The organism is Paraburkholderia piptadeniae (assembly GCF_900007165.1).
Classification (GTDB): Bacteria; Pseudomonadota; Gammaproteobacteria; order Burkholderiales; family Burkholderiaceae; genus Paraburkholderia; species Paraburkholderia piptadeniae.
In genome coordinates this window covers 143,249-168,942 of record NZ_CYGY02000009.1, presented here as the reverse complement: position 1 = coordinate 168,942, position 25,694 = coordinate 143,249, and the positions used below count along the sequence as shown (strand labels likewise).

General features: G+C 61.0%; 18 protein-coding genes. 2 read left to right on the top strand and 16 right to left on the bottom strand.

The genetic code is table 11. The features are described 5' to 3' along the window. Window positions 1-183: 183 nt before the first annotated feature. Window positions 184-2,289: an acyltransferase family protein gene (locus tag BN2476_RS03685; protein ID WP_087732793.1), complete on the bottom strand. Its 2,106-nt coding sequence runs from the start codon at window positions 2,287-2,289 to the stop codon at window positions 184-186. Window positions 2,290-2,843: 554 nt separating this feature from the next. Here BN2476_RS03685 and BN2476_RS03680 point away from each other — a divergent pair. After that, window positions 2,844-3,905 carry a glycosyltransferase gene (locus BN2476_RS03680; protein ID WP_087732792.1) on the top strand — a complete coding sequence of 354 codons (1,062 nt, stop codon included), beginning with the start codon at window positions 2,844-2,846 and terminating at the stop codon, window positions 3,903-3,905. Window positions 3,906-4,050: 145 nt separating this feature from the next. Here the strand turns inward: BN2476_RS03680 and BN2476_RS03675 are convergent, their stop codons facing one another. The 13 genes from BN2476_RS03675 to BN2476_RS03615 form a co-directional block, all read right to left on the bottom strand. Beyond that, on the bottom strand, window positions 4,051-5,154 hold the full coding sequence (locus tag BN2476_RS03675) for a glycosyltransferase (RefSeq protein ID WP_235850682.1): 1,104 nt from the start codon (window positions 5,152-5,154) through the stop codon (window positions 4,051-4,053). Window positions 5,155-5,180: 26 nt separating this feature from the next. Further along, window positions 5,181-6,326 (bottom strand): DegT/DnrJ/EryC1/StrS family aminotransferase, encoded by a 1,146-nt coding sequence (locus BN2476_RS03670; RefSeq protein WP_328590274.1) that lies wholly within the window; start codon window positions 6,324-6,326, stop codon window positions 5,181-5,183. Window positions 6,327-6,456: 130 nt separating this feature from the next. Beyond that, on the bottom strand, window positions 6,457-7,323 hold the full coding sequence (locus tag BN2476_RS03665; protein WP_143810892.1) for a glycosyltransferase family 2 protein: 867 nt from the start codon (window positions 7,321-7,323) through the stop codon (window positions 6,457-6,459). A gap of 77 nt (window positions 7,324-7,400) precedes the next feature. Next, window positions 7,401-8,624, bottom strand: coding sequence for a glycosyltransferase family 4 protein (locus BN2476_RS03660; RefSeq protein ID WP_087732790.1), 1,224 nt, complete (start codon window positions 8,622-8,624; stop codon window positions 7,401-7,403). After that, complete coding sequence (locus BN2476_RS03655; RefSeq protein ID WP_235850681.1) at window positions 8,612-9,745, bottom strand: glycosyltransferase family 4 protein; 1,134 nt, start codon at window positions 9,743-9,745, stop codon at window positions 8,612-8,614. Before BN2476_RS03655 ends, BN2476_RS03660 begins: the two co-directional genes overlap by 13 nt. Beyond that, window positions 9,729-10,769, bottom strand: a complete 1,041-nt coding sequence (locus BN2476_RS03650; protein WP_087732789.1) for a glycosyltransferase family 2 protein — start codon at window positions 10,767-10,769, stop codon at window positions 9,729-9,731. The genes BN2476_RS03655 and BN2476_RS03650 overlap by 17 nt, the downstream gene beginning before the upstream one ends. Further along, window positions 10,766-12,988 carry a GNVR domain-containing protein gene (locus tag BN2476_RS03645; RefSeq protein ID WP_160111666.1) on the bottom strand — a complete coding sequence of 741 codons (2,223 nt, stop codon included), beginning with the start codon at window positions 12,986-12,988 and terminating at the stop codon, window positions 10,766-10,768. The genes BN2476_RS03650 and BN2476_RS03645 overlap by 4 nt, the downstream gene beginning before the upstream one ends. Window positions 12,989-13,071: 83 nt before the next feature. After that, window positions 13,072-14,337 (bottom strand): polysaccharide biosynthesis/export family protein, encoded by a 1,266-nt coding sequence (locus BN2476_RS03640; protein ID WP_235850680.1) that lies wholly within the window; start codon window positions 14,335-14,337, stop codon window positions 13,072-13,074. A 538-nt stretch (window positions 14,338-14,875) separates the two neighbouring features. Then, window positions 14,876-15,940 (bottom strand): sugar transferase, encoded by a 1,065-nt coding sequence (locus tag BN2476_RS03635; RefSeq protein WP_087732786.1) that lies wholly within the window; start codon window positions 15,938-15,940, stop codon window positions 14,876-14,878. Between the two features lie 154 nt (window positions 15,941-16,094). Next, window positions 16,095-16,955, bottom strand: a complete 861-nt coding sequence (locus BN2476_RS03630) for a helix-turn-helix domain-containing protein (RefSeq protein WP_087732785.1) — start codon at window positions 16,953-16,955, stop codon at window positions 16,095-16,097. A 495-nt stretch (window positions 16,956-17,450) separates the two neighbouring features. Continuing rightward, window positions 17,451-18,551 carry a glycosyltransferase family 4 protein gene (locus tag BN2476_RS03625; protein ID WP_087732784.1) on the bottom strand — a complete coding sequence of 367 codons (1,101 nt, stop codon included), beginning with the start codon at window positions 18,549-18,551 and terminating at the stop codon, window positions 17,451-17,453. A 193-nt stretch (window positions 18,552-18,744) separates the two neighbouring features. After that, entirely contained in the window at window positions 18,745-20,220 is a 1,476-nt protein-coding gene (locus BN2476_RS03620; protein ID WP_160111665.1) for a flippase, read from the bottom strand. A gap of 38 nt (window positions 20,221-20,258) precedes the next feature. Continuing rightward, a complete protein-coding gene (locus tag BN2476_RS03615) occupies window positions 20,259-21,806 on the bottom strand; it encodes an O-antigen ligase family protein (protein ID WP_087732782.1) in 1,548 nt (515 codons plus the stop codon). 185 nt (window positions 21,807-21,991) lie between these two features. Between BN2476_RS03615 and BN2476_RS03610 the strand changes: the two genes are divergently transcribed. Next, window positions 21,992-22,873, top strand: coding sequence for a glycoside hydrolase family 16 protein (locus BN2476_RS03610; RefSeq protein WP_087732781.1), 882 nt, complete (start codon window positions 21,992-21,994; stop codon window positions 22,871-22,873). Window positions 22,874-22,879: 6 nt separating this feature from the next. Here BN2476_RS03610 and BN2476_RS03605 read toward each other — a convergent pair whose 3' ends face one another. Next, on the bottom strand, window positions 22,880-24,229 hold the full coding sequence (locus tag BN2476_RS03605; protein ID WP_143810890.1) for an acyltransferase family protein: 1,350 nt from the start codon (window positions 24,227-24,229) through the stop codon (window positions 22,880-22,882). Then, window positions 24,216-25,688 (bottom strand): AMP-binding protein, encoded by a 1,473-nt coding sequence (locus tag BN2476_RS03600; protein ID WP_087732779.1) that lies wholly within the window; start codon window positions 25,686-25,688, stop codon window positions 24,216-24,218. The genes BN2476_RS03605 and BN2476_RS03600 overlap by 14 nt, the downstream gene beginning before the upstream one ends. Between the last annotated feature and the right edge of the window lie 6 nt (window positions 25,689-25,694).

The window sequence follows — 25,694 nt, the reverse complement described above, 5'->3', positions numbered from 1 at the left end:
TCAGGGAGTGCGAAGCGACACACTGAACACATGCATCGTCATCCGCTGCCGCTCATGCTCGACAAGCGTCGAGCATGAGCGTTGCGCATCGCTCGCGACCTTCCCATCTGTCGAACAAGACGGCACCGCGGATCTGTCCGGGGACCCGCAGCCGACGCTCGCGCCCCGAAGCCCCGCTCACGATCAGCTCTTGCGCCCCGCATCCATCAACTCGCCGACGAATTGCTCGAAGCTCGGCAACAGAAGCCTGTTCGCGTAGCCACTGATGTGATCGCCATCGAAAAACAGCGGCCGGCCGTCGGCGCGCGCGGAGCACACGGCATCCGGGCACAGCGCCGGCAACGGGTCCCATACGCTGACGTCAGGGACGAGACGGGCGATATGTGCGTATGACTCGAGCACGGGTGAGCGCAAGGCCTCCAGCTCGGTCCTGGCGATACGGTCGCCGCCCGAGCAGATCGGATTGCCACGATTGAACCAGTCAGAGCACCGGAACGGCTGACTCCGGAACACGGGCGTCGGCGCTTCCAGTACGACCTTCGCGCCCTTGGCCGCGAGCTTCTGGAGGATCGGCACGGCTTCTCGCACGCCCTGCTGCCGGCTTTCGACCGCCTGTGGCCCGAACATGCCTTTCCATGCACTCGCGTCGTCGAAACGTGCAAACTCGTCTGAGAACCGCGGCAACCGCAACGATGGCATGAACACTACGTCGCCGCGGCCGACGTCCGCGGTGATTTGCGCGATTGCCGCGTCACTCAGCCGTTTGCAGCGATCGAGGTCGTCGTGCCCGCGCGGCAGCAAGCCGATGAACGGACAGCCCCCGTTGTTGTACGCGAAGACCTTCACGCCCGTTTCCAGGGCGAACTCGCGCAACATCATGCTGTATGCCATCGCGTGCGAGTCACCGATCACATACAGTCGTCCCCGATGACTCGGGGCGATCTCACACCCCGAACGCGAATAGATCCACAGCAGCCCTCCTTCGACCTGGGTCGAATCCCATGTGCCCCGACACCCTGCAGAGCTGGCCTCGATAGGCCGGTACGCGGACCAGTCGTATGCACGCTGCGAAACCACGCTCAGCGACAACTGCGGCTGCGCGGCATGAATGCCGAGCGACAACAGCGCCCCGCACATCAGCGCACCCGCGCCCGCGCCCACGACGAACGGACGTCGCATGTTCTTCAGGATCATCGAGCGACGCACAGGGTTCTCGACGAAGTACCACGACGCCGTCGCCAGCACGAACGTCACGACGATCGCCACGACGCGCCATATGGGAGCATCCAGCCCCGTGGTCCACCGCAGCAGCACGATCACGGGCCAGTGCCATAGGTAGAGCGAATACGACACCTTGCCGATAAAGGTCGCGACTGGCGAGATCAGCAGCCCGTGCAGAAAACCTTGCGGCGCCCTTCCGTGCAGCGCGTACAGTATGCCAAGCGTGCCCATCACCGGTAGCAGCGGACCCGGGAAAGGAAACGAATCCGGCCTCGACGTCGCAAAGCTTGCCGCCAGAAGAACGAACGAGCCCGCAAGCACCGCCTGCGAGCGCAGCGTACGGTCACGGTCGATCACCCCGAGCGGGTGCTTCGCAAGCGCGAGTAGCTGATAGAGCAGAATGCCCGACGCCAGCTCCCAGAAACGTCCCGGGATCATGTAGAAGTCGAGCGCCTCGTTTCTCGTCGAGAGCCACCAGCCGTTGAGCAGCGACAAGACGAAACCACCAGCAAACAAGGCGACGCACAACTTCTTTCTGGGCCGTTTGCTGACCCACACGAAGAAAAGCAACGGAAATAGCAGATAAAACTGCTCTTCTACGCCGAGCGACCAGGTATGCAGGTACGGATTGAACTCGACACGCGGGGAAAAATAGTCGTTGCCGGTCCTGACAAGAATCAGATTGCTCAATCCAAAGAAAGCGAAGAGGCCTGTTTTCGTATTGGTGTCGCTCAACCACGCGGCCGGAATGAACAACGCGGACCATAACGCGGTGACCACCAGACAAACCACGAGCGCGGGCACAATCCGCTGCACCCGGCGCGAATAGAAATAAAGCACGAAGCTGAAGAACTGCATCGACTCGAGATCGCCAACCGATGCACTCACAACAAATCCGGAAATCACGAAAAAGATATCGACACCGGCAAATCCGCCGGGCAGCCATTGCGTGTGCAGGTGATACACGATGACAGACAGCACTGCAATCGCGCGCAAGCCGTCGATATATGCAGCGTGCGCTGGACGTTTCAGTCGCGCCGTGCTGATCTCGTGACAGCGTGGATTCATGTTGCGAGCTATCCGCCCCGTTATGTTGAGTGGTCCCGGCACAGGCCTGTGCCCGTTTCTGATTTTTTCATGTCGCGCCGCATGGGAATCGGCATCCCCCGGCCGCCCCCTTTAGATAACGTCAATAGTGCGTTGCCGGCTCCGTCCACCCTGGCCATTCGCCCGTCCTGAACGGTCAGAGGCGCATCTGTAAGCAAAAAGGCGGTGTGACACCGCACAAACGTCAACTTGCGGAATGGCAACTGAAAGCAGATATGACTCCGCCTGTCCGGCCTGTGAGGAATCAGGCGCGGGTTAGCACTTCTGCTAGAGAGGCCAGCCTCCGCCACGCGGAGCCATACCGACTGATGCACGCTGATCGCCGACTGACCCTGGCGCCCGATGGGCCGATTCTGCCCGGCGATGCGAGCTACGCCACATAGTCGGGCCATTCATTCGTGATAGAAACACTACGACGGGTTGCTCGCACGCCAGCCGGCCGGGCTGGGCGCGAGACGTACAGGAACGTGGCGCGTAACGCTGTGCAAATCTCCCCCAACGCTGGAGGTCGGGTCATGAAGTCTGTATCCGTGGCAATGGCCACCTACAACGGTGCGCTGTATCTGCGCGGGCAACTGGAGAGTATCGCGTCGCAACTGCGCTTGCCTGCGGAGCTGATCGTCACGGATGATGGCTCGACCGACGACACGCTGCTCATCCTTGCCGAGTTCTCCCGCACGGCGCCGTTTCCCGTGCGTGTCCACGAGAACGCGCAGCGACTCGGCTATCGAGCCAATTTCATGCGCGCGGCTAGCCTGTGCGGATCGGACATCATCGCGTTCTGCGATCAGGACGACGTATGGTCGACGGACAAACTCCAGCGCTGCGCAGGCGCACTCGAGTCGACGGGCGCGCTCATGGTCTGCCATAACGCGACCGTAACGGACAGCGACCTGAATCCCATCGATACCCTCGCAAGGGATGCACTCCCGAGGCCCTACAACCCGCCGCTGAGCATCGACCCGATGCGGCACAGTCTGGGGTTCACGCTGGTTTTCGATCGGCGTCTCCTACAATTTTCTGCCCTTTGGGATCGCTCCATCGACCTGAATGACGAATACAACCGCGAAGGCCACGACCAGTGGTTCTTCTTTCTCGCCAATGTCTTCGGCGCACTGGTCTACGTCGACGCGACTCTCGCTCAATACCGGCGGCACGCGTCGACTGCAACATTGACGAGCTGGGCCGGCGCATCACAGGCATCGCAGGCCATCCATTTTCTCTTCGAGTGCCTGCCTCGCTGGGAGAATCACGCGCTTGCCTTCGAACGGCGAGCCGCGATTCTGGACGAGATTGCGAAGTGGCCTTCGAGCCCGCACGAAGGCGCCGCACGGACGGGCGCAGAAAAGTATCGCGCGCTCGCGCGTCTCTACCGCGAGCGCGTCGAGCTATACAACGGCGCCACGATCGTTCGCCGATTCCGTCAGTTCATGCGCATCTTCGCCTCCGGCGGCTACCGGACAGGCGACGTGTGGGCCAAGGGACGAAAGAGCGCACTCAAGGATCTGCTGGCCGGCGTCTTGCGCCTGAGTCATATCATGCCGAGCGCGACGCGAACCAGGCTGCGCGGATATTGAACGCCACCCGGTGCCATGAAGAAGTGGCTGGCGAGGCGCCGTGCGGTGTCGGCACCCGGTGCCGCGGCCCGATCGTCCCGGCGTGGCCGGCTTACCGGCGATCATCCGTGAGCCGAACCGGACTCAGACTCTTCACGGCATGCCATCATCTGTCTGTCCGGGCGCCGACGACATCGCAGAAGAACTCGCGGTAGGATCGTCTGCATGCCTGCCAGCCGAACGCCTCGATCACCCGGTGTCGTGTCGCTCGCCCCTCCATGAGATCCGGCCATCTCTGCGCGACCTCCCGAACCAGATCGGGCACCTGCTCGATCCTGTCGAACAGGAATACGTTCTCGAATCGCTGCGCTGCCCAGACCATGAACGGCACCGAGCGCGCGATCAGCACAGGCACCCGACCGATAGCCTCGAAGAAAGCGCCGCTCACCAGCATTGAATCCGCCGCGTGGGGAAGAATGAGCACATCGGCTGCACAGACCTTGTCCTCGAACTCGCCATTGCTCAGAAAACGCGCGTCGATCGTGACCGTGTTCGACATTGCCCGCTCGCGCACAATCGTACGCAACGTATCGATGTAGGTCGCATCGCCCCTTCCGGCGATTTCGAGCACCTGTTCCTCGGGCCACACCCGGAGAAGCGCCGCGACATCCTTGTAAGGCTCGATGGTTCCCAGCAACGCGAAAGACGGTGCGGCGCACCTTCGCGACGCCAGCGCCGAAGTTCGCCCTGGTGCGTCCCAGTACAGCGGGTGAGGAAGATAGCGCGCTTCATATTTCGCTTCGAAATCGGGGGCGTGCACGACGCGATGATCCGCGAGCCGGCGCACGAGCGACATCAACCGTACTGAGAATTCCCGCACCTTGCCGCGCGCGTTATGGACTGCATGGTCGTGAACAAAATAAACGACCTGAGCCCGACCGACAGCCATGATCAGGCAATAGAACAGAAAGACGAGCACCCCTCTGAGAGAGAGCGATACCTTGCCGCCGCCACTGGTGAACGCGCGCAACTCGATCCAGTGAAACACGAGCACGGTGGAGGGACGAAACAGGTCGACGAAGCCGCCCCGCAGCATGCCTTTGGCCGAGAGAGGCTGCACGTCGTAGCCGATATCGACCAGCAACTCCTTTAATAGATCGATATAGGCGTTCGTCGTGTTCGTGAACGGCGAGAGCAGGATGCGCCGCCCCCTTGCCGGCATGCTCGTGCCGGCCGTCTCGCCGTCCCGCATGGGCTCCATCGTGGACATGTGCAGGCACGCCGTGGCGATGAACGTCAGGCTCGCAACGTCGCGGCACCCGCGAGCGCCACGATGATATCGACGATACGCTCCTGCACTTGTGCTTCGAGCATCGAGAAAATCGGCAAGCACAAAACCTGATCTGCAATGGTGCACGCCACAGGCAGATTGTCCCGATTCGCCGAAGGCAGACCGCGATAGTCGACGAACTCGCTTATCAATGGATAAAAGTACTTTCGCACCGCAATCTGGCTCGCACGCAGTTCTTCATACAGGGCATCCCGACTGAGCGGAAATTCGGGCGTGACCAGTATTGGGAAGTACGCAAAATTGCGGGTATTGATCGCGTCGATCTCAAGAAGGCGCAGCCCGCGTATTTCGCCAAGTGCTTCCCGGTATCGCCGATCGACGCCCGCGCGCGCCTCTTGAGCGCGTTCCACGTGCCTCAGCTGGAGCAGGCCGAATGCCGCCTGCACTTCATTCATCTTTCCGTTCAGGCCGGGGGCGACGACGGTCACTTCGTCTTCGATACCGAAGTTCTTCAGCCGGTCGATGCGACGCTTCATTTCCGCATCCCGGCAGATGATCGCTCCGCCTTCGAATGTGTGAAATATCTTGGTGCCGTGGAAGCTGAGCACCGACATGTCGCCGAAACTCAGAATCGATCGGCCGTTCCTGCGCACGCCAAACGCGTGCGCGGCATCGTAAATGACGTGCAAGCCATAGGTATCGGCGATCTTTTCGATTTTCTCGACTTCGCACGGATTGCCATACACATGCACGGGCAAGATGGCACGCGTTTGCGGTGTAATCGCGGCTTCGATCCTGGACGGATCGAGGTTCATGCTCACGGGATCGATATCGACGAATACAGGCTTTGCGCCATTCCAGTGGATTGCATGCGTCGTGGCAACGAAAGAATAAGGCGTGGTGATCACTTCACCCGTGATGTTGAGCGCCTGCAACGCGGTTATGAGCGCAATCGTGCCGTTCGAGAACAGGCACAGATGCTCGACGCCTAAATGCTCACACAGCGCGTCTTCCAGCTGGCGATGAAACGGGCCGCCGTTCGTCACCCAACGGTTCAACCAGATCTGCTCGAGATATGGCATGAACTCGGCAAGCGGCGGGAGGTACGGTTGCGCTACTGGCACGACGGCAGCCTTCATATCGTTCATCATGATCTTCTCGCTCCATCCGGTTTGGCCAGGCAACGCTCATCCCAAAGAGAAATGACGCGCCCCTCAACTACACTTTCGCTACGCGGCTCGCCACTGCTTGCCATCGACGGCCCGATGCTCATCGCTTTCGTCACATCTTCAGAATGCGTTGCGGGTGACTCGTACCCGCCAGAAGGTCCGCAAAGGCCAGCAGGTTTCCCCAGAGACGCCCGCGATAGTCGAAGAGAGGATCGCGACGCAAGCTATGAAACAGATTCGACAGGATGTGACGGCTAATGAATACACACGCTGTCTTGCGCGCCATCGTGTTCTTCTTCACGAGAAAGACGGGATTGGCGATCTGCGAATAGCCAAGACGCACCCCTGAAATGCGCCCCTTCTTTATGCCGAGATGCACGCCGCGGCACGCCGGCTCGTAGACGAACTTGCCGAAACGCTGCGCCTGCGAGGTGTAATCCTGGTCCTCCTGCCATCCATATAGCGGCAACGCTTCTTCGAACCGGCATACGCGTGCGACGCGATCGACGAATGCCATGTTGCAGCCGTAAGCCGAGGAGATTTCCCTGCGCTCCGTGCCCGACGCCCAATGCTCACGCGGCGCCAGGGCCCCACTCAAATACCTGCGCGCGTCGGCCTCGCAAACACCCGCTGTTTTCACGCCGTCCGCGAGAATCTGACCTGTCACGCCGACCACGTCCGGGTCTTGCGACAACAGCGTCTCGCAGCTCGACAGCCACTCGGCATGCGGCCGAAAGTCGTCGTCGAAGAACGTGAGGAACCATGACTTGCCGGCGTTCGCCCGATCGACCTCGCGCAGCATTGCGCTCACGCCGTAGTTGCGCTGTGCCGTCAGTCCCGCCGTCTCCGAGATGAGCAGGAACACGGGCAAGGCATCGCACATTGGATGTGTGTCGAGCCCTGCTATGTCCGCCTCTCCCGCACCGACCACATAGACGGCATCGGGACGGCGAACCTGGCCCAGAAGATAGTCGAACAATGTGGCCGTCTCCGCAGCTCGGCCTCGCGTCGCAACTATCACAAAGCTCTGCATGGTCATCCCCGGCCTTAAAGGTTCTATTCGCGCGATTCCACGAGTGCCTGCTGGTCGTCCGTGAGCAGACCCGCATGTCGTCCCATTGCACACTCGACGACGCCAGCAAAGTCCCGTCGAAACCGGGCCACTGAAAAGCGGGCTGCATTCAGCCGGCACACCTCTTCGTCGAACGGCGCACGAGCTTCGAACCGCTTGATCGTATCGACGATCGCTTCGATGCTCTGTTCGTAAAAGAACACTCCTGTGCCGAAACGTGGATCACTGGAATCGATCACTGTCTCCAGCACGCCGCCCCGCCCATAGGCGATCACGGGCGTCCCACAGGCCTGTGCCTCGACGACCGAAATCCCGAAGTCCTCCTCGGCGGCAAATACGAACGCTCGCGCGCGTTGCATGTAGTCGATCAGCACGTTCGAAGGCTGATAGCCAAGCAGCGTGATGTTCGGCCTTGCGAGCTCGCGCACCCTCGCGAACTCCGGACCGTCGCCTATCACGATCAGACGGCGCTCTGGCATCTTCGAGAAGGCCTCGACAATGAGTGGAATTCGCTTGTACGGCACCATCCTCGACGCCGTCAGATAGAAATCCCCGCGATCGCGGCCGCCCGGCACGAAACGCTCTACATCGACAGGCGGATACACGACCTGTGCAGCGCACCCGTAAATCTTCCGGATGCGACGCCCGATAAACGCCGAATTGGCGACGAATTCGTCGACGCCATTTGCGGTGCGCATGTCCCAGATCCGCATGTAATGCAGAACGGCCCTTGCAGCCCAGCTTTTTGGCCCGCGCAGCTTGCGTGTCTCGGCAAGATACTGATGCTGCAGATCCCAGGCGTAACGAATGGGCGAATGCACGTAGCTGACATGCACCTGGTTCGGGCTGGTGATGACGCCCTTGGCAACTGCATGGCTGGAAGAAATCACAAGGTCGAATCCGGAGAGATCGAACTGCTCTACCGCGAGCGGCATCAGAGGCAAATAGGCACGAAATGCAGTGCGTGCTCTCGGCAGCTTCTGAATGAACGAGGTAGTCGCGCGCTTGCCGCCAAGCACATCGGAACGAAGAACTTCCGGAAAGAAATCGACGACGCTGAACAGTTCCGCGTTGGGCCAAAGCTTGAGAATCTGCTCAACGACACGCTCGGAACCTGCGTAACTCACGAGCCAGTCGTGCACGAGCGCGACGCGACCGAAGCGCCGCGGATCAACGGCAACCGTCTCGTTGTTGGCTAGTTGAGCCATGGCAATACCTCTTCGAGCAGTCTGACGGCCGTCGCACGCCACGTTAATTGAGCAGACCGGGCGTACCCGTTCTTGCGCATGCGTTCGCGCAACGCCGAATCAGATGTGACACGATGCAGCACTTCTGCGAGTTCGCGCGGATCATCCGGCGAAAAGTAAAGCACCGCGTCGCCGCAAACCTCGACGGTGGAAGGCAGGCGCGAAGCAACAACCGGGCATCCGAGCGCCATGGCTTCGACGGGAGGCAGTCCGAAACCTTCGTAGCGTGACGGGAATACGAAACACGCGGCATCGCGGTATAGCGCGCCCAGATCCGCATCGCTGACATAGCCGAGATGCCGGACGAACGACGGCAGCGCGTCCTGCTCTTCACCATAGACGCGCGGGTCGGAACCTCCCACCACTACGATGTCGAATGGCGCGCCCACCATCAGCCTTGCGGCCTCGGCGACAAGCCTGAAGTTCTTGTGCTGGTTGCGACTGCCGACGGCCAGTACATAAGGGCGCTTCTGTCCGCGACAGGGATGGTTGCGGGCCGCCTGTACACGCAGCATATGTTCGCCGCTCTCCGACACGACGCCGATCTTGCTGGCCTGAATGCCATAGGCTTCGCATAGCTCGGTCCGGGCAAATTCCGACACCGTGACGATGCGGCGCGCAACCCGTCCGATCGTGGGCGCCATGCAGCGATACCACGCCGAAAACGCGCGGCTGTAGCTCTGAGGAACACGCACGGGCGCGGCATCATGCAGCACCGTCACCTGTCGCCGGTACACAATGGGTCCCGAATTGCAAAGGTTGAGCAACAGCGAGCCGTTCGCAACGAACGGCAAGCTCAGTTGTTCCCAGCACGTGCCCCGGCCGTGTCCGGCCGTTCTGAGCGGAATGTGAGCGAAAGGGCTGTGCGAGCGCCCGGCGTGAGCCGGTGCGACGAGCTCCACCTTCAAGCCGGCCACGATGCGATCTTCCGCACTCAGTAGTGCATCGATGGCCCTTACCGTCTCGAACGCAAAGCGGTCCACCCCGGTGGCCGGACGTCCGAGAAATCGACCGTTGATCACCAGTCGCCTGGTCGCCGACGAGGTCATGCGCAGCGCCCCCGTCTCATGAGCGGCGCGCATGCGCCTGGCGCGCAAGCGGATTCGCTATATACAGCACCGCCAGATCGCTGATACGGCGCAACGGCACGAGGCATGCGAACGTCAGCGCGATCGCCGAAATCTTCTTGCGGACGCTCCAGAAAGGATTCGCGACGATCGATCGGAAATACTGCCCTGATTCAAACAGGACCCATTTCCAACGCTTCCAGAGCGGCGCATTGTAGACGCGCATGCACAGATGCGCTTTCTCATACGAGAAGTCGAGCCCGCGCTCAGGAAGCTCTTCTCCCAGCCGCTCATTGACCAGTTGACGCAGTGCGGCCCAGCGGTGCGGGAACGCATTCACCACTTCATTGACGTCCTGGCAGTTGGCGATCGACAACCCAACCTGTCGATCCGTTCCTTGCTTTGACTCGGGTTTCGGACCATGGACACGGTAACCGCCGAGTTCCTCATCGATCGCCATCACGTCGCCGAGCAAGGCGATGCCGTAGATCGCGAAGAAGTCCGCGGCGATGCCACGCCCTTTCGCTTTCGGCAGCGGAAGGATTCGCCTGAGCGCACTGACCCGGTACACGTTGCCCGACGCCGGCGGAGATGGATAGAGCCACCCGCGCCGCAACAATTGCCCACACCCGGCAGGCGGCGTCGAGTTCGGCACGTGTGCGCCCGTCCGCACGCTCTCGCCATCGATCACGCTCAACCGGAACTGCACCTTCGCATACTGCCCGCTCTCGAACGCATCGAGAACCCGGGCGATTGCGCCTTCATACAAGACATCGTCGGAGTCGAGGTAAAGGATGTACTCCGTGTCGGCGAGCTCGAGCCCGAGGTTATACGCGCTTGCCTGACCGCCGTTTTCCTTCATCACGGACGCGATGCGGTCTCCATAGCTTTCGATGATTGCGCGCGATCCGTCCGTCGAACCGTCGTCGATGACGACGACATGTGTCCTGTCGGGCTCCTGGGCCAATGCCGAGTCGATGGCTTCCCGCAGAAACCGTTCATAGTTGTAGCTGCATATCACGATCGTGATGTCTTTCACGGCTGGCTTCCCTCGCTTTTGGGGTTCGGCAATGGGGCGGTGTAGCGATACGTTCCGTACTCCCGGCCGTACCTGGCGGGGCGCGAAATATCGTTGAACACGACGCCTCGAACGGGCACGCCGATCTGCGCGAATCGCCGCGCCGATTCGCGGATGTCCGCAAGACTCGTCACGCCGTGGCGTGCCACCATGAACACCGTGCCCGAATGCTTCGCGACGATGCCGGAGTCAGCGACGGGCAGAATGGGAGGCGAGTCGATCAGCACGACGTCATATTCGGCTTCCACCTGACGCATGAATGCATGGAAGCTGGGATGCAGGAGAATCGCACTCGGGTTCGGGCCGTAAGCGCCACAGGCTATGAAGTCCACGCCCGGCAGCACCGCGCGCCGCACCACGTCGTCGAACCGCAATCGCTTTGCCACCAGTTCGGCCAGACCCGGGCCTTGTGCGGCACCCAGACACCGGTGCAGCGTGCCCCTGCGCAAGTCGGTGTCGACGAGCAGCACACGCTGGCCCGATGCACCCATGAGCGCGGCAAGATTGACAGAGACGAACGACTTGCCGACGAACGGCGTCGGACCAGCAATCTGGACAATGCGGTTTGGCGCATTCAATAGCGCAAATTCCAATGCACTGTGGAAGGCGCGCAGGCTCTCGATCGCCGCGTCGTCGGCCGATGCATGGGCCAATACGAGGCTTCCCGGCTCAGCCGATGGATCACTGCGCGTAAGCAGTTCCTGGGCTTTGCTTCGCGGCACTTTCGCGAGGACGCTCAGCCCGGTACCGAACTCGATTTCCTCCGGCGCGTCGACCCGGTCGATCACCGCGCGCTTCAGAAGTGCAAGAACGATGCCGACGAAGATGCCAGACAGCAACGCTCCCACCACGGCCAGTGCCCGTTTGGGACGAATGGGGCTTTCGGGCACGACGGCCGCATCGAGCATCCGCACGTTGCCTACTTTGCCCGCCTTCACGAGGCGAAGTTGCTCCTGCGTGTTGAGCAGGTTCGTGTACAGATCGGTGTTGACCTGCACGTCCCGTTGCAGACGCAACAGACTCTGCTCGAGTGGCGGCAGCTTCTGCGTGTTGGAAGCCAGATCCGACACGTGACGTTTCGCCTCCGCCAGCTGGTCTTCAATGCTGCGTACGGCCGGATGTTCCGGCATAAAGCGCTCGAGCAGCAGCGTCCGTCTTTGTTCGAGATCCACTACGGCACTCTGCGCTTCGGAGGAGCGCGAGAGCAGCGCATTGGCCTCGGCGTTCAGGTCGACCGTGCCGTGCAGCGCGCGAAACGCATTGAAGCGGCTTTCTGCAGCCTCGAGTTGCGTCTTCAGCTCGGGCAACTGGCGATCGAGGAAGGCAATGGATTTCTCCGCCTCCTCGGCCGTGCGGCGGATGTTCTGCCGCACATACTCGGTGCCGATCGCATTGAGCACCTGGCTGATCTTCAGCGGATCGTTTCCCTGCAACGCGACGCCGATGACATCGGAATCCCGTCCCTTTTCGCTAATCAGCAAGCTACCCTGCAACGCCTGGATGGTTGCAAGCCGCGAGTTGCACACGACCGTGAAGCGGACTCCGTGCTTGCCGACCAGATCGGTGACGAGCAGAGACAGTTCACCTCCCGCCAGTGACGCCCTCAATGGTTCCCCGACATGCCCCAACAGATCGACGTTGTGCGTCTTCTCCGTGAGCCTGAACGCGCCGCCGCCCAGCGCGGTCAGCGTGAGCTTCATGCCGGCAAGCGCGTCCGGCACATCGATGGAGGCGACGTCGATGCGCTCCGCTCCCCACGCGTAACCGCCGATCCCCGAGTAGTCGAGATTGCTCAGATGCCTGGCAAGCCACTTTCCGACGACGGGGAAATAGCGTGGCTCGGCGCTCATGTAAAGGCTTGTTCTTTCGACCGCACGTGCTATCACCATGCGTGAACGGAGCACCTCGATTTCCGCCGAAGCCGCCGTCTTGACCGCGAACATCGACGAGAGGTCGGTCAATGCATTCTTCGCAGAATGGTCGTTCTCCTCGACCTGAATGAGAATATCCGATTGGTACACGGACTCGGCGAGCGTCGCATACGCCAGACCGCCCAACAGAAAGACAGCCGTCACAGCGCCGATCAGGAAGCGGCTCTGATAGAGCATTTCGCGATAGCTGCGCGCCTGTCCGCCCTGTTCCGCTTCGACATCTATTGCGGGCGTGCCGGGGTAGTTCATGCTTTTTCTCCACTTCCTCAAGCCTTCCAATGGTGCGCTCCCGCGATCGCAGGCGCGCATCGGACACATCTCGCACGCTCGTCTCAGTAGCCGATCATCCGGCCCGTCGCCGCAGCCTGCGTGCTTGGCAAGATCAGATTGATCACGCGGCTCCACCTGACGAGGCCCGATGCGTCCACGAATACGACATCGCTAGGTTTGAGATTGAAGCCGTCCGCAATGGCCATCGCAGTTGGCGATGTCGCATCGAGATGAAATACGGTCGGATCTGCGCCGTCTTGCCGGCGCACGACATACACCTGGGAGGCGTCACCGGACGCCTGATTGATTCCGCCCGCGCTGCCGATTGCGTCGCTCAACGACAGGCGCCCATTGTTGAACAGTACGTTCCCAGGATGCCCAACCTCGCCGAGCACATATGCCTTGCTGTCGTTCTGCGAGAAAACCCGCACCAGGTCGCCGTTTCGCAGAAGAATGCTGTCGGGGTTGACGCCCTTCTTGATCATGTCGGGAAGATTCACGACTACCGTTTTCTTGCCGCGCGTGATGCTGACCTCCGAGCGGTCCGCAGTGGTCGTGAAGCCCCCCGCCCGATTGATCGCCTCGGGCAATGTCATCGGCATGTCGTTGAGAACCTGCAAGCCGGGATTGCGCACCTCGCCGTCGAGATAGATCCGTTTGCCGCGATAGGCCGCGATACGCAATGTCACCTGCGGTTCACGCAGATAACGCGACAGCTTCCGCGCAACCAGGTCGCGAGCTTCCAGCTCAGTCAAGCCGATCACCTTGACGGGGCCGACGTAGGGAAGCTGGATGATTCCCGTGGAGTCGACGGTATAGCCCGATACGACGGAACTCGTTCCCGAATCTGCGCCGCCGCCCGTCGATGTGTTCGGCTGGTTCATCTCAGGGTGATCCCACACCATAATCTGAAGCACATCACCGTATCCGAGCGTGTATGGCGCAGGTTCTGCAAAGAGTTCTGCGACGTTCTGCGAGACTTCCGTCGAGCGATTCGACAGTTCCTGAGCAATCAGCTCGCTGTTGATTTCGACGAGCGCATGCGGCGGCGGAGCATCCGCGCCTTGCGCTGCTTTGGTTTGCGTCGCAGCCAGTGCGGTACCGGCTTCGCCACCCGTGCGCGGGTCGCCGGCAGCGCGCCCCATCGTCCCATAGCTCATGCCGGGCGACATCGCACATCCGGAAAGAAGCAAGGCCACCGCCGCGATTGCAGCGACGGTATGCCGCCAGGCACCCGCCTCGATACCTTCACGCGACTCGCCTTCCGACACGTGCGCAAGCCGGTCCGGCTGCGTGAACCTGCAACTGGATGGATCACTTCCCTGCACCGCCTGTGCAAAATCAGGTCCACTGTGTAACATTGTCTTAACCCCGCGCACGTGTCATTTTTTCGCTCAACGTTTTCAGCAATATCGCCAACTCTCATGAACAAGCGGCTTTCCCTTACGGTATTGAGTTCGTGCATGGCATTGGCGTTGACGAACGCCGTGGCACAAACAGTCCCTGCACATCCAGCCCCTGCGAGCGGGCCCGCCCAACACGCCGGCCGTTCCGGTGCCAACTACCACCAGTACCCGCAGTTTTCCTATCCACCCTCGACAGCGTCGCGTCGATCGCCATCGCGCACGGCCGCCCCTTCCGCCCAGCGGCGCCACCCGTCCGCGGCCGCCGCACAGAGCACCTCCGACCTGTATTCCTACGATGGCTGGAACCCCATGTCCTACGATCCTCCATCGCTGGACACTCCGTCGCTGAGTGCCCCTTCGGTGAATGCGCCGTGGACGGCTCACGGGCCTGCGGATCAGCCACCGGGACAGTCGCAGTAGTTCACTTCCCCAATGCTGTCCGCGAACGTCAGCTCGCGGGTCAATACGCGCCGCTGCCTTGCAGCACCACCTTGCACGTCTTGAAGAGAATCGCGATGTCGCGCGACATCGACCAGCTCCTCACATATGCGACGTCCAGCGACACTCTCGTTGCGTAGTCGGTATCGCTACGCCCACTGACCTGCCACAGGCCCGTCATCCCGGGCTTGGCCATGAGGTAGTAGTCCACATCATCGCCATAACGGGCCAGTTCCTGGTCGACGATGGGCCGAGGGCCCACCAGGCTCATGTCGCCGCGCACCACGTTCCATAGCTGCGGTAATTCATCAAGACTCGTGCGCCGCAGAAACCGGCCAATCGGCGTGACGCGCACATCGTCCTTCAGCTTTAGATCCCGCTCCCATTCGGCCCGAACTCGCGGGTCGGTCTCCAGCAGTTCCTTCAGCACCCGGTCGGCGTTCACGACCATTGACCGGAACTTCAGACATCCAAACTTTCGGCCGTTTCGACCGACCCGCTGGTGCACGAACAATGCCGGCCCGCCGTCGCGCCTGACCGTAAGCGCCAGGATGCCCAGTAACGGAGAAAGCACAACAAGCAGCACGATTCCGACCACGAGATCGAATGCTCGCTTCGTCATCTGCCGCACGATCGGCGCCCCCGTCACCGTCTGAACGGAGGACGCCATCCTCGCCTTGTTCTGCCACGCGCGCACGACAGCCGGCCATACGACGCGCAACAAAACAAACATGGCGGTGTGCGAGACGAGCAGCGATACGCCTGTGGTCAACGTCCAATAAATGAACCACGGCAATGCAAGGAGTTGAGTTCGACTGATCACGTAAAGAAGCACGAGTCCACAAAGCTGAACGACCAGCCATGCCATAGCGGTGCGGCCCGCAACGCTGACCATCGAGCCACTCTGCCCGGCGCGGTATGTTCCAAAGGCCGGAAAGACCGACAATGCAAGAGCCGAAACGAACGCGACCAGCGTCATCTCCATCTCATGAGGGTGGGCCGAAACCGGGAGGCGCAGGTGCAACGCGCTCACGCCGCCGAACACGATCAACAAAATATCGAAAGCTCGATGAAATAGTCCAGACATGTCTTGAACTCCAAACCAGCACGTCCGCCTGCCGAATTCAACTCCGGAGTACCCACCCCGATGTTTCTATAAATTTCGTAATCCTGCTTTTTTAAGTAGCACACACTTCACTTCTCTTTGTTGCACCATGAGCCAATGCGAGTTGACGAGGCCGCTAGATCGCCTGAAGTGAACTCCAATCTCGCTGGCTGCGGCGCGCCGGCATATCCACGACCACGCATTTGCCGCGACGATGGTGCTCGCGATATTCAGTCGGCGATATCGACAAACGCTTGCGAAAGATCTTCGCGAGGTTGTCCCCGTTACCCATTACGCAGCGCCGTGCGATCTTGTCGACGGGCAGCTCTGTCTCAGCCAGCAACCTGCAGGCCAATTCAAGGCGCGCCCGCAGCAGGTATTCGGATGGCGTACTACCCATTTCGAGCCTGAACCTGCGCAAGAAATTGCGCCTGCTCATTGCGACCTCCTGAGCCGCATCTTCGATTGTGATCGGCCGGTCGCAGTTTTCCATCAACCACTGTGCGCCCCAGCGCACCTTACGGTTGACGGCGTCGCCGCCACTCGCCGCCGGAAGCAGCCTGCCTGCCGCACCGGGAAGGAGACGCTCGGCAATTTCGCAAGCGACCGTTTCCCCGAAGTCGCGCGAGACGATCGCCAGTGCGTCACGCACTGTTTCGTACGACTCGCTCCATCGGGCATCGGATGGGATATGCACGGTACCGCTCACGGCCGGGCATGCCGTCCTGGTTCGATTACCCGCACCGCCGACCGACGACGCGATCTCGTTTCCCATCACATCCGGCGCCTTGAACGGTCCTGCCACCAGCAGGGTATCGCCGCATTCCTGACTATAGTCGTCGGGGGCGCAAGTCCAGATCCTTGCGCCCGCGGAACCCGTCACAGCCCCGCCGTCTTTCGACAATATCTGCACCGTGTATATCGCGCCTGCCATGCGCCCTTCACCCGTGCCTGCGCCCTTCATCTCTTGCACAAGCCTGAACACTTCGAGCAGCATGCCGAGACTGAGCAGCGAAAATCCATCAGCCACGACGACCCCGACTCGACGCGCCGCAGGCCGGAATTCTTCACATGGCGTATGCGATCCGTAGATTCGCGAGGTGTTGGCATGCACGATCAGTTATCCAAAGTAGAAAACGTCGATTCCCTCTACCTGTTGCGACGATCAGACGACACGATCACATCGTGGTCAGACATTTGCGCAGCCTGGGTACTGCGCGCATGACCTTCTGAATGTCGGCAATTGATTTATATCGTAGAGCGTGCAACCAGCACCACCGAGATCGATGAGCAAGTGTGCGGTCCTCAACACATGAGTTGGGAAAGGCGATAGCGCGGCGATACGAGGCAATCACCCGATTAGCGCTGGAATTTCAACCGACAATTTCCTTGTGAAGCTGGCCGCCGTTTCGTCTCGTATATAGTTCGCAAGCAACGGGTTGTGTGTACTGCCGAACGGTCTTTTTCCGCGCGTATGTCTAATCGGCCGCGCTCATCGCAGAACGCTTATCCAGATTTTTTCGATCTCAGGAAGTGCGAACCGCTGCGAATCTTCGATGGCATTTTTCGTCAGGAGCATCAGTCGCACACTGTCGTGCTGCAACTTCGATAGCGCGGCTGTAGCACCTTCCAGAAACTCGTTCTCGGCGAAGATGAATTCCTTCAAGGCGGAATCGCGAACGATGGTGCTCGGACCGGTATGATTCGTCGCCATGGGGATGCACCCGCATGCCATCGCCTCGACGAGGACCATACCGAATAGCTCTTCCCAGGCAGTGGTCCGCTTCGACGGAAGAACAATGACATGGTGTTGTCTGTAAATGGACGAGATGGCAGCGCGACCATTGACGCGTCCAAACAGCGTGACGTTAGGCAAGCCAGTCCATTCGATCCTTCTTTTGAGCGGGCCGTCACCGACCAGTCCGAACTCGACGGAAGGCAATCGTCTCGCGAGTTCGAGCACATCTTCCACACCTTTCGAATCATCGAGCCGCCCGGCGAAAACGACTTTCAACGGCGCCTGCTTCCGTGCGCAAGCAGGTCGAAAGATGACCTGATCATAAGAATGAAAAACGATGAAGATACGCTTCCTGTCGATCTTGAATCGACTCTGGATCTGCTCCGCGACGCGTGGCGTCACCAACGCGAAGCGCTCGACTCTTCGAGTTAGAAAATTAGACCAGACCCTGCCGATCGTTTTTCTGAGAACAGGCGGATTCTTTGCAAAGCGCGCCCCTCCCCAATCGGTCCACGACGAATGGTAGATGACTCGTGCGCGCTTCAATGCACGAGAAAGCATGGCAATTCGCCAGTCGAGAGGGGCCATGCCCAGAATCACTGTCTTGCCCTTGAGCGCCTGAGGAAACAGTATCCAGAAAACAAGAAAACAGGCATCTCTAAGGGCCTTCTTCATTGTGTCGTGATCGCCATGCTTGAGAGCATGCTTCAGCTTTCGCAGCGGCGTGAATTCGAGCTGCGCCACCGATGCGTAGTTGAGCGCCACGGCAGCACTCATTGCGCCCACGTAGTGAGAGGGTTCGCCATATTCATGCAGGATCAGCAGATCTGCATCAGCGACTTTTCGCAGCGCCATTTGAATATTCCAATGCGGTTCACGAAGGGAACGCGAAAGGAAGAAGCGTGTTGAACGCCAATCGTTCCGGATACCGAAGTTAAAAAAAACGGCAAAGACCTTGCATGAAATAAATCCGTAACACGAGTCATTCGTCTAACAACAGGCTAATCAAGTCTTATGTCACTCTCATTCAATGCGTTTGTCGCGTCCGTCACTGACCCGTCGCCCATCGCCGTGTCTGTCGGAACACCAGCGTGATGAAGCGCACCAGACGCACACGGGCCTGCGGTTCGGCCCTGCCCGCCCACGCGAGCGCCAACGCGGTGAAGAAGAGCCAGGCGGCCATGCGCAGCCACGAAGGCGACGTAAGGAGTCCGGCCGCGCCGTAAGTGGCGAGAATCAGTAATGCCGGTGCGGCGAGGTGCAGCATGACCTTTTTGCCGAATCCCGCAGCGCCGAACAGGAGGATGCCGTCGAACGCACATCGTGCGCTCCACGCGATAGCGGCGCCGACCAGGCCGAAGCTATGCAGCGCCCACCACAGCAGCGCGACGAACGGGACCAGTTCGACAAGATGGAGTCGCGCGATGACGTCGGGCCGCCCCATTGCCTGCAAGTGGTTGGCCGGAAGGAAAGCCAGTGAATTGATCCAGACGCCAAGCATGATCGTTTCGCCGACGACACTGGCTTTCGCAGCAAATTCGTCCCCTGTCCACAAAGTCAGGAACGGCCGCATCAGGAAGATGCCAATGACGATCATCGGCGTGGTCGCCGCGGCCAGCCCGCGCACGGCAGCAATGGACAATTCCTTCGCACTCTTCGATTCAAGCGCTGACAGACGCGGAAACAGCGTACGTGTGATGACGCCAGGCAGAATCCGCGCGCGCATCGCGAGATTGAACGGCACCTGATAATAGGCCACGGCCTGTGCGCCTATCGTGCCGCTGATCAGCAACCGATCGGCGGTCGAGAGCAGCGGGCTCAGAAGATTCGTGACCGTCACCCACGCACCGTAGGAAAACAGCGGCTTCACGAATCGCCGTTGCGGTCCGTGCGCGAAGCGCAACGGCGTAACCCGGCAGACCACGACAGCGAGCAGCACCACCGATGCCGCGCTCGACAGGATCGCGGACGGAATGAGTAACTGAAGCTTCGGCCCGGCGACGATGGCCGTCGCGAGCGGCACGATCTGGAACAGCATGCCCGCCGGCACCTGCACGGCATTGAGCGCCGCGAATTGCTCGCGCCCGATCAGCGCGCCGTAGAGCACGCCGCTGATCGTCGCGAGCGGCACCGCGCCCGCGAGCCACGGCAGCGCCGCCATGACTTCCGTATAGATGCCGGGACTGATGTGAAACTGCGCAAGCAGCAGGTCGCCCACTGCAAACAGCGCGACGCCGCCCAGCGCGCCGAATCCGGCGTTCAACGCGAGTGCCGTCCAGATCAGCGATTCGCGTTCGGCGTGATCGGCGAGCTGCGCCACACGGTTCGATGTCGCGGCCGCGAGACCGAGGTCGAAATAGCCGAAATAGCCCTGCAACATCCAGACGATCGCGAGCACGCCGTAGCGGGCCGTGCCGACGTGGTCGAGGTAGAGCGGGACGGTGACGAGCGAAACGACGAGCGGGAGCACGCTCCCCAACAGATTGAAAATCGCGTTTCGCGTCAGGCTAGGGCTTGAATTCACGATGCTTTGTCAGCCGGCATTGCTGCGTTGTTGTTGGGTCAACCTTTGTATGGCCATGCGGGCAGGCGGCTCTCGCGTTTGGTTTCAAGCAGTGGCGCCGCGGGACTCGCCGTATCGCCGGGCACCTTCGGCGGCAGCCACGCGTGCCGCGGCAGAGGCGCTGCCGGTGGCGGGTCGTCAAGACGGGCGCCGTTCGCGCGACGAACGGGCGCTGCCCTGCGCGCGGTGAACGACACCGTGGTCGCCGCAGCGGCGAACAGATAAAAACACGATCCGAGGTTGAACATCGTGCCCGCTATGGACCCCATGATCAGCGATGCGAACATGGACTGCCGCACGGCGTAGCAGACCATGCGATCGAACAGCGGCGCCCGCGCCGGGATCGCGGCGGCGAGGCAGTTCCACGCGAACACGCCGAACAGCACTGCGCCGACGAAGCCGAGGTTCGAAAGCAGCGCGAGGACAAAACTGGAGGTCCGCGCGCTACCGAGCCCGATACCAAACCCATAGGTCTCGACCAGATTGGTGAGCGCCTGCTGGTTCCACGCGCCGCGTTCGCGTCCAGAATCGCTGTCGGCCTTGGCAACAACCGAGTCGTTGAAGAAGTTGGCCACCGATTCGACGAGGCCCGGCTTGAATACCAGACCTAATATCAGCGCAACGATGGCGATCCAACCCACGGCGGCGAACAAATATCCCTTTCTCGCGCGGCTTCGCGGGAAAATCCGGTCGCAACGGCTGAACAGCAGCACCATCAGATAGGCGACGAATCCGACATATGCGGTGGCCGACGTGGACAGCAAGACCAGCACGGCCGACCCGAAGGCAATCAGGCCGGTGACACGCGGCCGGTAACCGAACAGCCACATATTGGCCGTGAACGCGAATAACAGCATCGTGAAACCGGCAAACGTGGACGCCTCCGTAAATGTCCCTGTAAGGCGCCGAAGCCCGCCCACTTCCTCGCCGTCGTGAATTGCGTAGTCCGCAGTCTTGAGCACGCTCAGCACGTTCATCCCGGCGGCACCCGACACCATATCGATGACGCCTGCGACCACGTTCAACCCCGCGAGCACGAGCATGGCTTGCGCAAGATGCCGGTAGCCGTCCTTCCTGACGAGAAGAATCGTCATGCAGCAATAGACCGCCACGTCGTTGATGAAATACACCGACTGCGTGAAGTTTCCGGACACCGGGCCGAGCGGCACTGGCCCAATCGCATTGGGATCGGCGGGGCCGTGGCTGATCGCGAACACGTTGGTGGCGCCCGCGAACGCGCGCGGCAGGAACCACGCGCCCACCAGCGCCACGATGGCGAGGCATAGCAGCGGAAAACCGGGGCTGCCGGGCGCCAGCGGCCGCCACAATCCCGCCGTGCCGCCTATATTGAACGCGCGGATGAAGATGAAGAGAAGAAACAGATTATCGGCAGGAATGCCCATGCCGCCCAGTGCCGGCAGCGAAAGGCTGGCCGCGCTCGAAAAAAGCCAACTTACGACGAGAAAGTAGATGGACCACCGGGAATCGACGTTCAGCGCGAGCAGGCCCAACACGAGCACGAGCACGCCGAATATATGAATTTCCATGTTGTCGATCCTTCGCAGACGCATTTTCCAGTATCCGTTTATATCGTGCGCCACGGCCGGCCGCCATCTGGATCAATCTCTGAGAGTGCGTTGCATAACAAAGCGCTCGCGCAAAAAAACGCATGATGCAAGGCACGCTTTACATGCCGCCTTGTTGAGCGAAAGACAGAGAAAGGAGATTGGCGATGAACCGTCCGGTGTCGATGGTGATGGTGTTGATCGCGGCTTGCGTGATGAAGGGAAATCCGGCCATCGGGGCAACTGACTCGACAACGGCGCATGGCGACATCGACCTGACCGGCTACACGCTGACCTTTTCCGACGAGTTCGACCGCCTGAGCGCAACCACCCAATCGCCGAAGGGCAATGCGACGTGGTACTACGCGCCGCCCTATGGGCCGGCCGGAAACTACTCCGCGTCGCGGTGGGACATTGGCGCACTTGGCGTTGCGAATGGCGTGCTGTCGATCAAGGCGTTCAAGGACACGGCCGGCAACTGGCGCTCGGGCAATATCTCGTCGATTGACGGACAAGGCAACGGATTTTCCCAGCTTTACGGCTATTTCGAAGTGCGCGCGAGAATGCCGCAATCGGGCACCGGTTCATGGCCCGCGTTCTGGCTCGTGAGTTCGACGAACCTGAATTTCGGCTCGCAAAACACGTCCGAAATCGACATTTTCGAGTGGTACGGCAATACGTACACGGACGGCAACGCCGTCATCCAGCAGGCGAGCCATAACTGGCCGGCAGGTGGCGCGCAGCCGACGGGCAAGCAGCTTTATTCGCCGTTCACGCGCATGCCGAACGGCGCGAAGCCCTGGGAGGATTTCCACATTTACGGCTGCCAGATCGATCCGGAGCACATTACCTGGTACATCGACGGCGTAAAGACGAACCAGATTCCGACCTCGGGCAGCGCCGGCTATATGACGGGGCCGTACTACATGATGATCGACTACGCGCTCGGCGGCGGCTGGCCGCTCTCCAAGGTGGTGGACGGCTCCACGTTCGCTGTCGACTGGGTACGCGTTTATGCGCTGCCACCAACCCGAAGCGCCCGCAAGTGAAACCGTTTACCCCTGACGATCCACGCCAGTCATCCGCAAAACGAATCCGCCCATCGCGTTCAGCCCTCTTTCGAACCGCGACCACAGCAGACTCACCGCAACCCCGCCAAGAATCCCGGCAAGCAGGTCGACGACCAGCATCTCCTTGCGAAGCAGCCCGTTGGCGGTCGCGAAGAAAATCTGGTGCGATAGGTAGATAAAGAGCGCACTGCCCGCGATCGTGCGAATGAATCGCGCAGCAAAACGCGGCACCCGTATGGTTGGCTGCCAGACCATGCACAATCCGGTGAAGGCCATCGCCAACCCACGGTAAAGCCCGAAGATCTGCGCATCGACCAGGCCATATGCGAGAAGCACAATCGTGGCCATCACGCGGTTGCCCCCGCGTATCCATTGCGTGAGCGTCATGCCTAACGCGAAAGGCGCCAGATTGCCAAGTGACGAGAGCTGCCAAACCGACAGTTCTTCGATCCCGGTCCTGAAATATTCCGGATGCAGCGCGAGCAGAAACGCGACCCGCAACACCACCCCGAGCGCGAAAAGGCAGACCGCAAAGCGCGTCGCGCGGATCGTGACCGAGGCAGCCCTTGACAGGAATTTCGCCGCCAGGGCAGCCAGGGTGGTCAGCGCGATCACCTGCAGCAGGCTATCGACGTACCAGAAGATCGAGGCAAGCGGCTCCACCTGCCCGCCGTGCGCCGTCAATTCGGCGTAGTCAATCCAGTTTGCGTAGAACTGCAGCGCCTCTGTCGGAAACCGTTTGCCCAGGGCCACCTTGATCGCACACGTCAATAGCGCGAAGACCAGCGCCGGCACGAAAATCCGCTTCATCGCGCTCAGCGAATCGGCCGCGCGGAACTCGCGTAGATCGGCTGGGAGCTTGAGCGTGCCGAACACGTAGCCACTGATCAGGAAGAACACGCTGGTCAGCCCGTTCCCTCCCGGGAACAGTTGAGCGTGATAGGCGATGATCATCAGAATAGCCACACAGCGGATCACGATCGTCGAGTCGATAACGGCCCAGAACGAATGCCCGGTGCGCCGCAGCCGCGCGAGCCGGGCGATGGGCTGGTCGGCCCAATCCGCGGGGAGCGTTCCCGGCAACGCCTCTGCTGCCAGATAAGCCTCCACATAGCTCAGCGAGTCGCCGCCGAGCGATTTGAAGGTATTGCGCGCCGAAAGCGTCTCGCCGGGAAAAATCGCCGCCCATTTACCGATCAGCGCGGCCTCCTCGCCTGATTGAGGCGCGCTTTCCACTACTGCTGGCATCGGCGTGTGCGCTTGCGCGAGGCGCTTCAATGCGAGGCGGTCCACCTTGCCGTTCGGCAGGAGGGGCGGCCCGTCAAGAAAGTGCACGCGCGCGGGCACCATGTAGCCATGGCAGGCGCCCAGCCAGCGCGCGCTGCAATCCATTCGCGTCCCAGAGATGGCCCGACACCTGCAAGAACGATTCGATGCGTTGACCGTTCGCTTCGTCGAACGGCAGCGACATGGCCCATTCGACACCGTCAAGGGCCCGCAATCCCGCGCTGATCTCGTTCAGGTCGACGCGAAACCCGCGTATCTTGACCTGATCGTCGCGGCGCCCCATCACGCTGAAAATGCCATGCTTGTCGCGTGCGCCAAAATCGCCGGTGCGGTAGAAATCCGGCTGCTCCGCCGCGACGAGTTCGCCCTTCGACATGTATCCCATCGACAGGAACGGCGAGCGCACGCAGATTTCCCCCGGCGTTCCCGGCGCCGCGGGTTCGCCGCTTTCATCGGAGATAAAAAGCTCGAAGCCATCGACGGGCCGGCCGATCGGAATGTCCTCACCTACGGCGTCCGGCTCGACATCGAAACAGCAGATGGCCTGGGGCGTCTCCGTGCAACCGTAATAGTTTGTCTGCAACGCGCGAGGCGCTACGCCGTGGAGGGCTTTCACGACGTCCCGAGTCAACCGTTCTCCACCCCAGAACACCCGGCGCAACGCGCTCAACTCCGGCGCCGCCTTTGCCTGCGCGCATAGCAGGCGGCCCATCGACGGCGTGAGGTGCGCGATCGTGATCCCTTGCTCATGGAACCACTGACGCAACTGTCCCGGTGCGACGATCGCTTCCTGAGCCGGAATCATCAGCCGCGCGCCGACCGATAGGGGCGTGAAGATATCCCTCATGACAGGGTCGTGCGAGAGGCCCGACAACAGGCTGAAGCGATCCGATCGCGACACGCCGGCTTTTTGCGCGTGCCACTCGACGAAATGAATCAGCGGCGCGTGTGAAACCGCCACGCATTTGGGCGCACCCGTCGAACCCGACGTAAAGAGAAGATAGGCGGGCTGCCCCGGAATGCTGTGGTCCGGTTCGTCGTGCCTGTCGTCCAGGCGCAACCGCGGGATGGGCGGACACGCCAGCTCTGACTGCACACTCTGCACGCTCATGACGGCCTTACCCGAAGCACGCGCGATGCTGCGACACCGCTCGACGAGACCGGCTCCGCCAGCCGCGAGTATCAGGCCTGGCCGGCAAATGTCGAGCAACTGTCCGATACGTGCATCGGGATAAGCGGCATCCAGTACGACGAACGTTCCATTGCTGAGGCTGCAAGCGAGCACCGCTACGACGAAGTCAGCCCCGCGCCCGGCGATGACCGCGACACGGCGCACGGGCGACTCGCAGCTGTCGCGGATGCGATCCGCAAGCGACGTCGCCCGCTCATGAAGCGAGCGATACGTCAGCTCGCCCGCCACGGACGATAGGGCGATCGCGTCAGGCGCCCGCGCTACCTGCTCCACGAAGCGGTCGGAAATGCGCTTGCCAGGTGCTTTGTGATTCATCGTCGC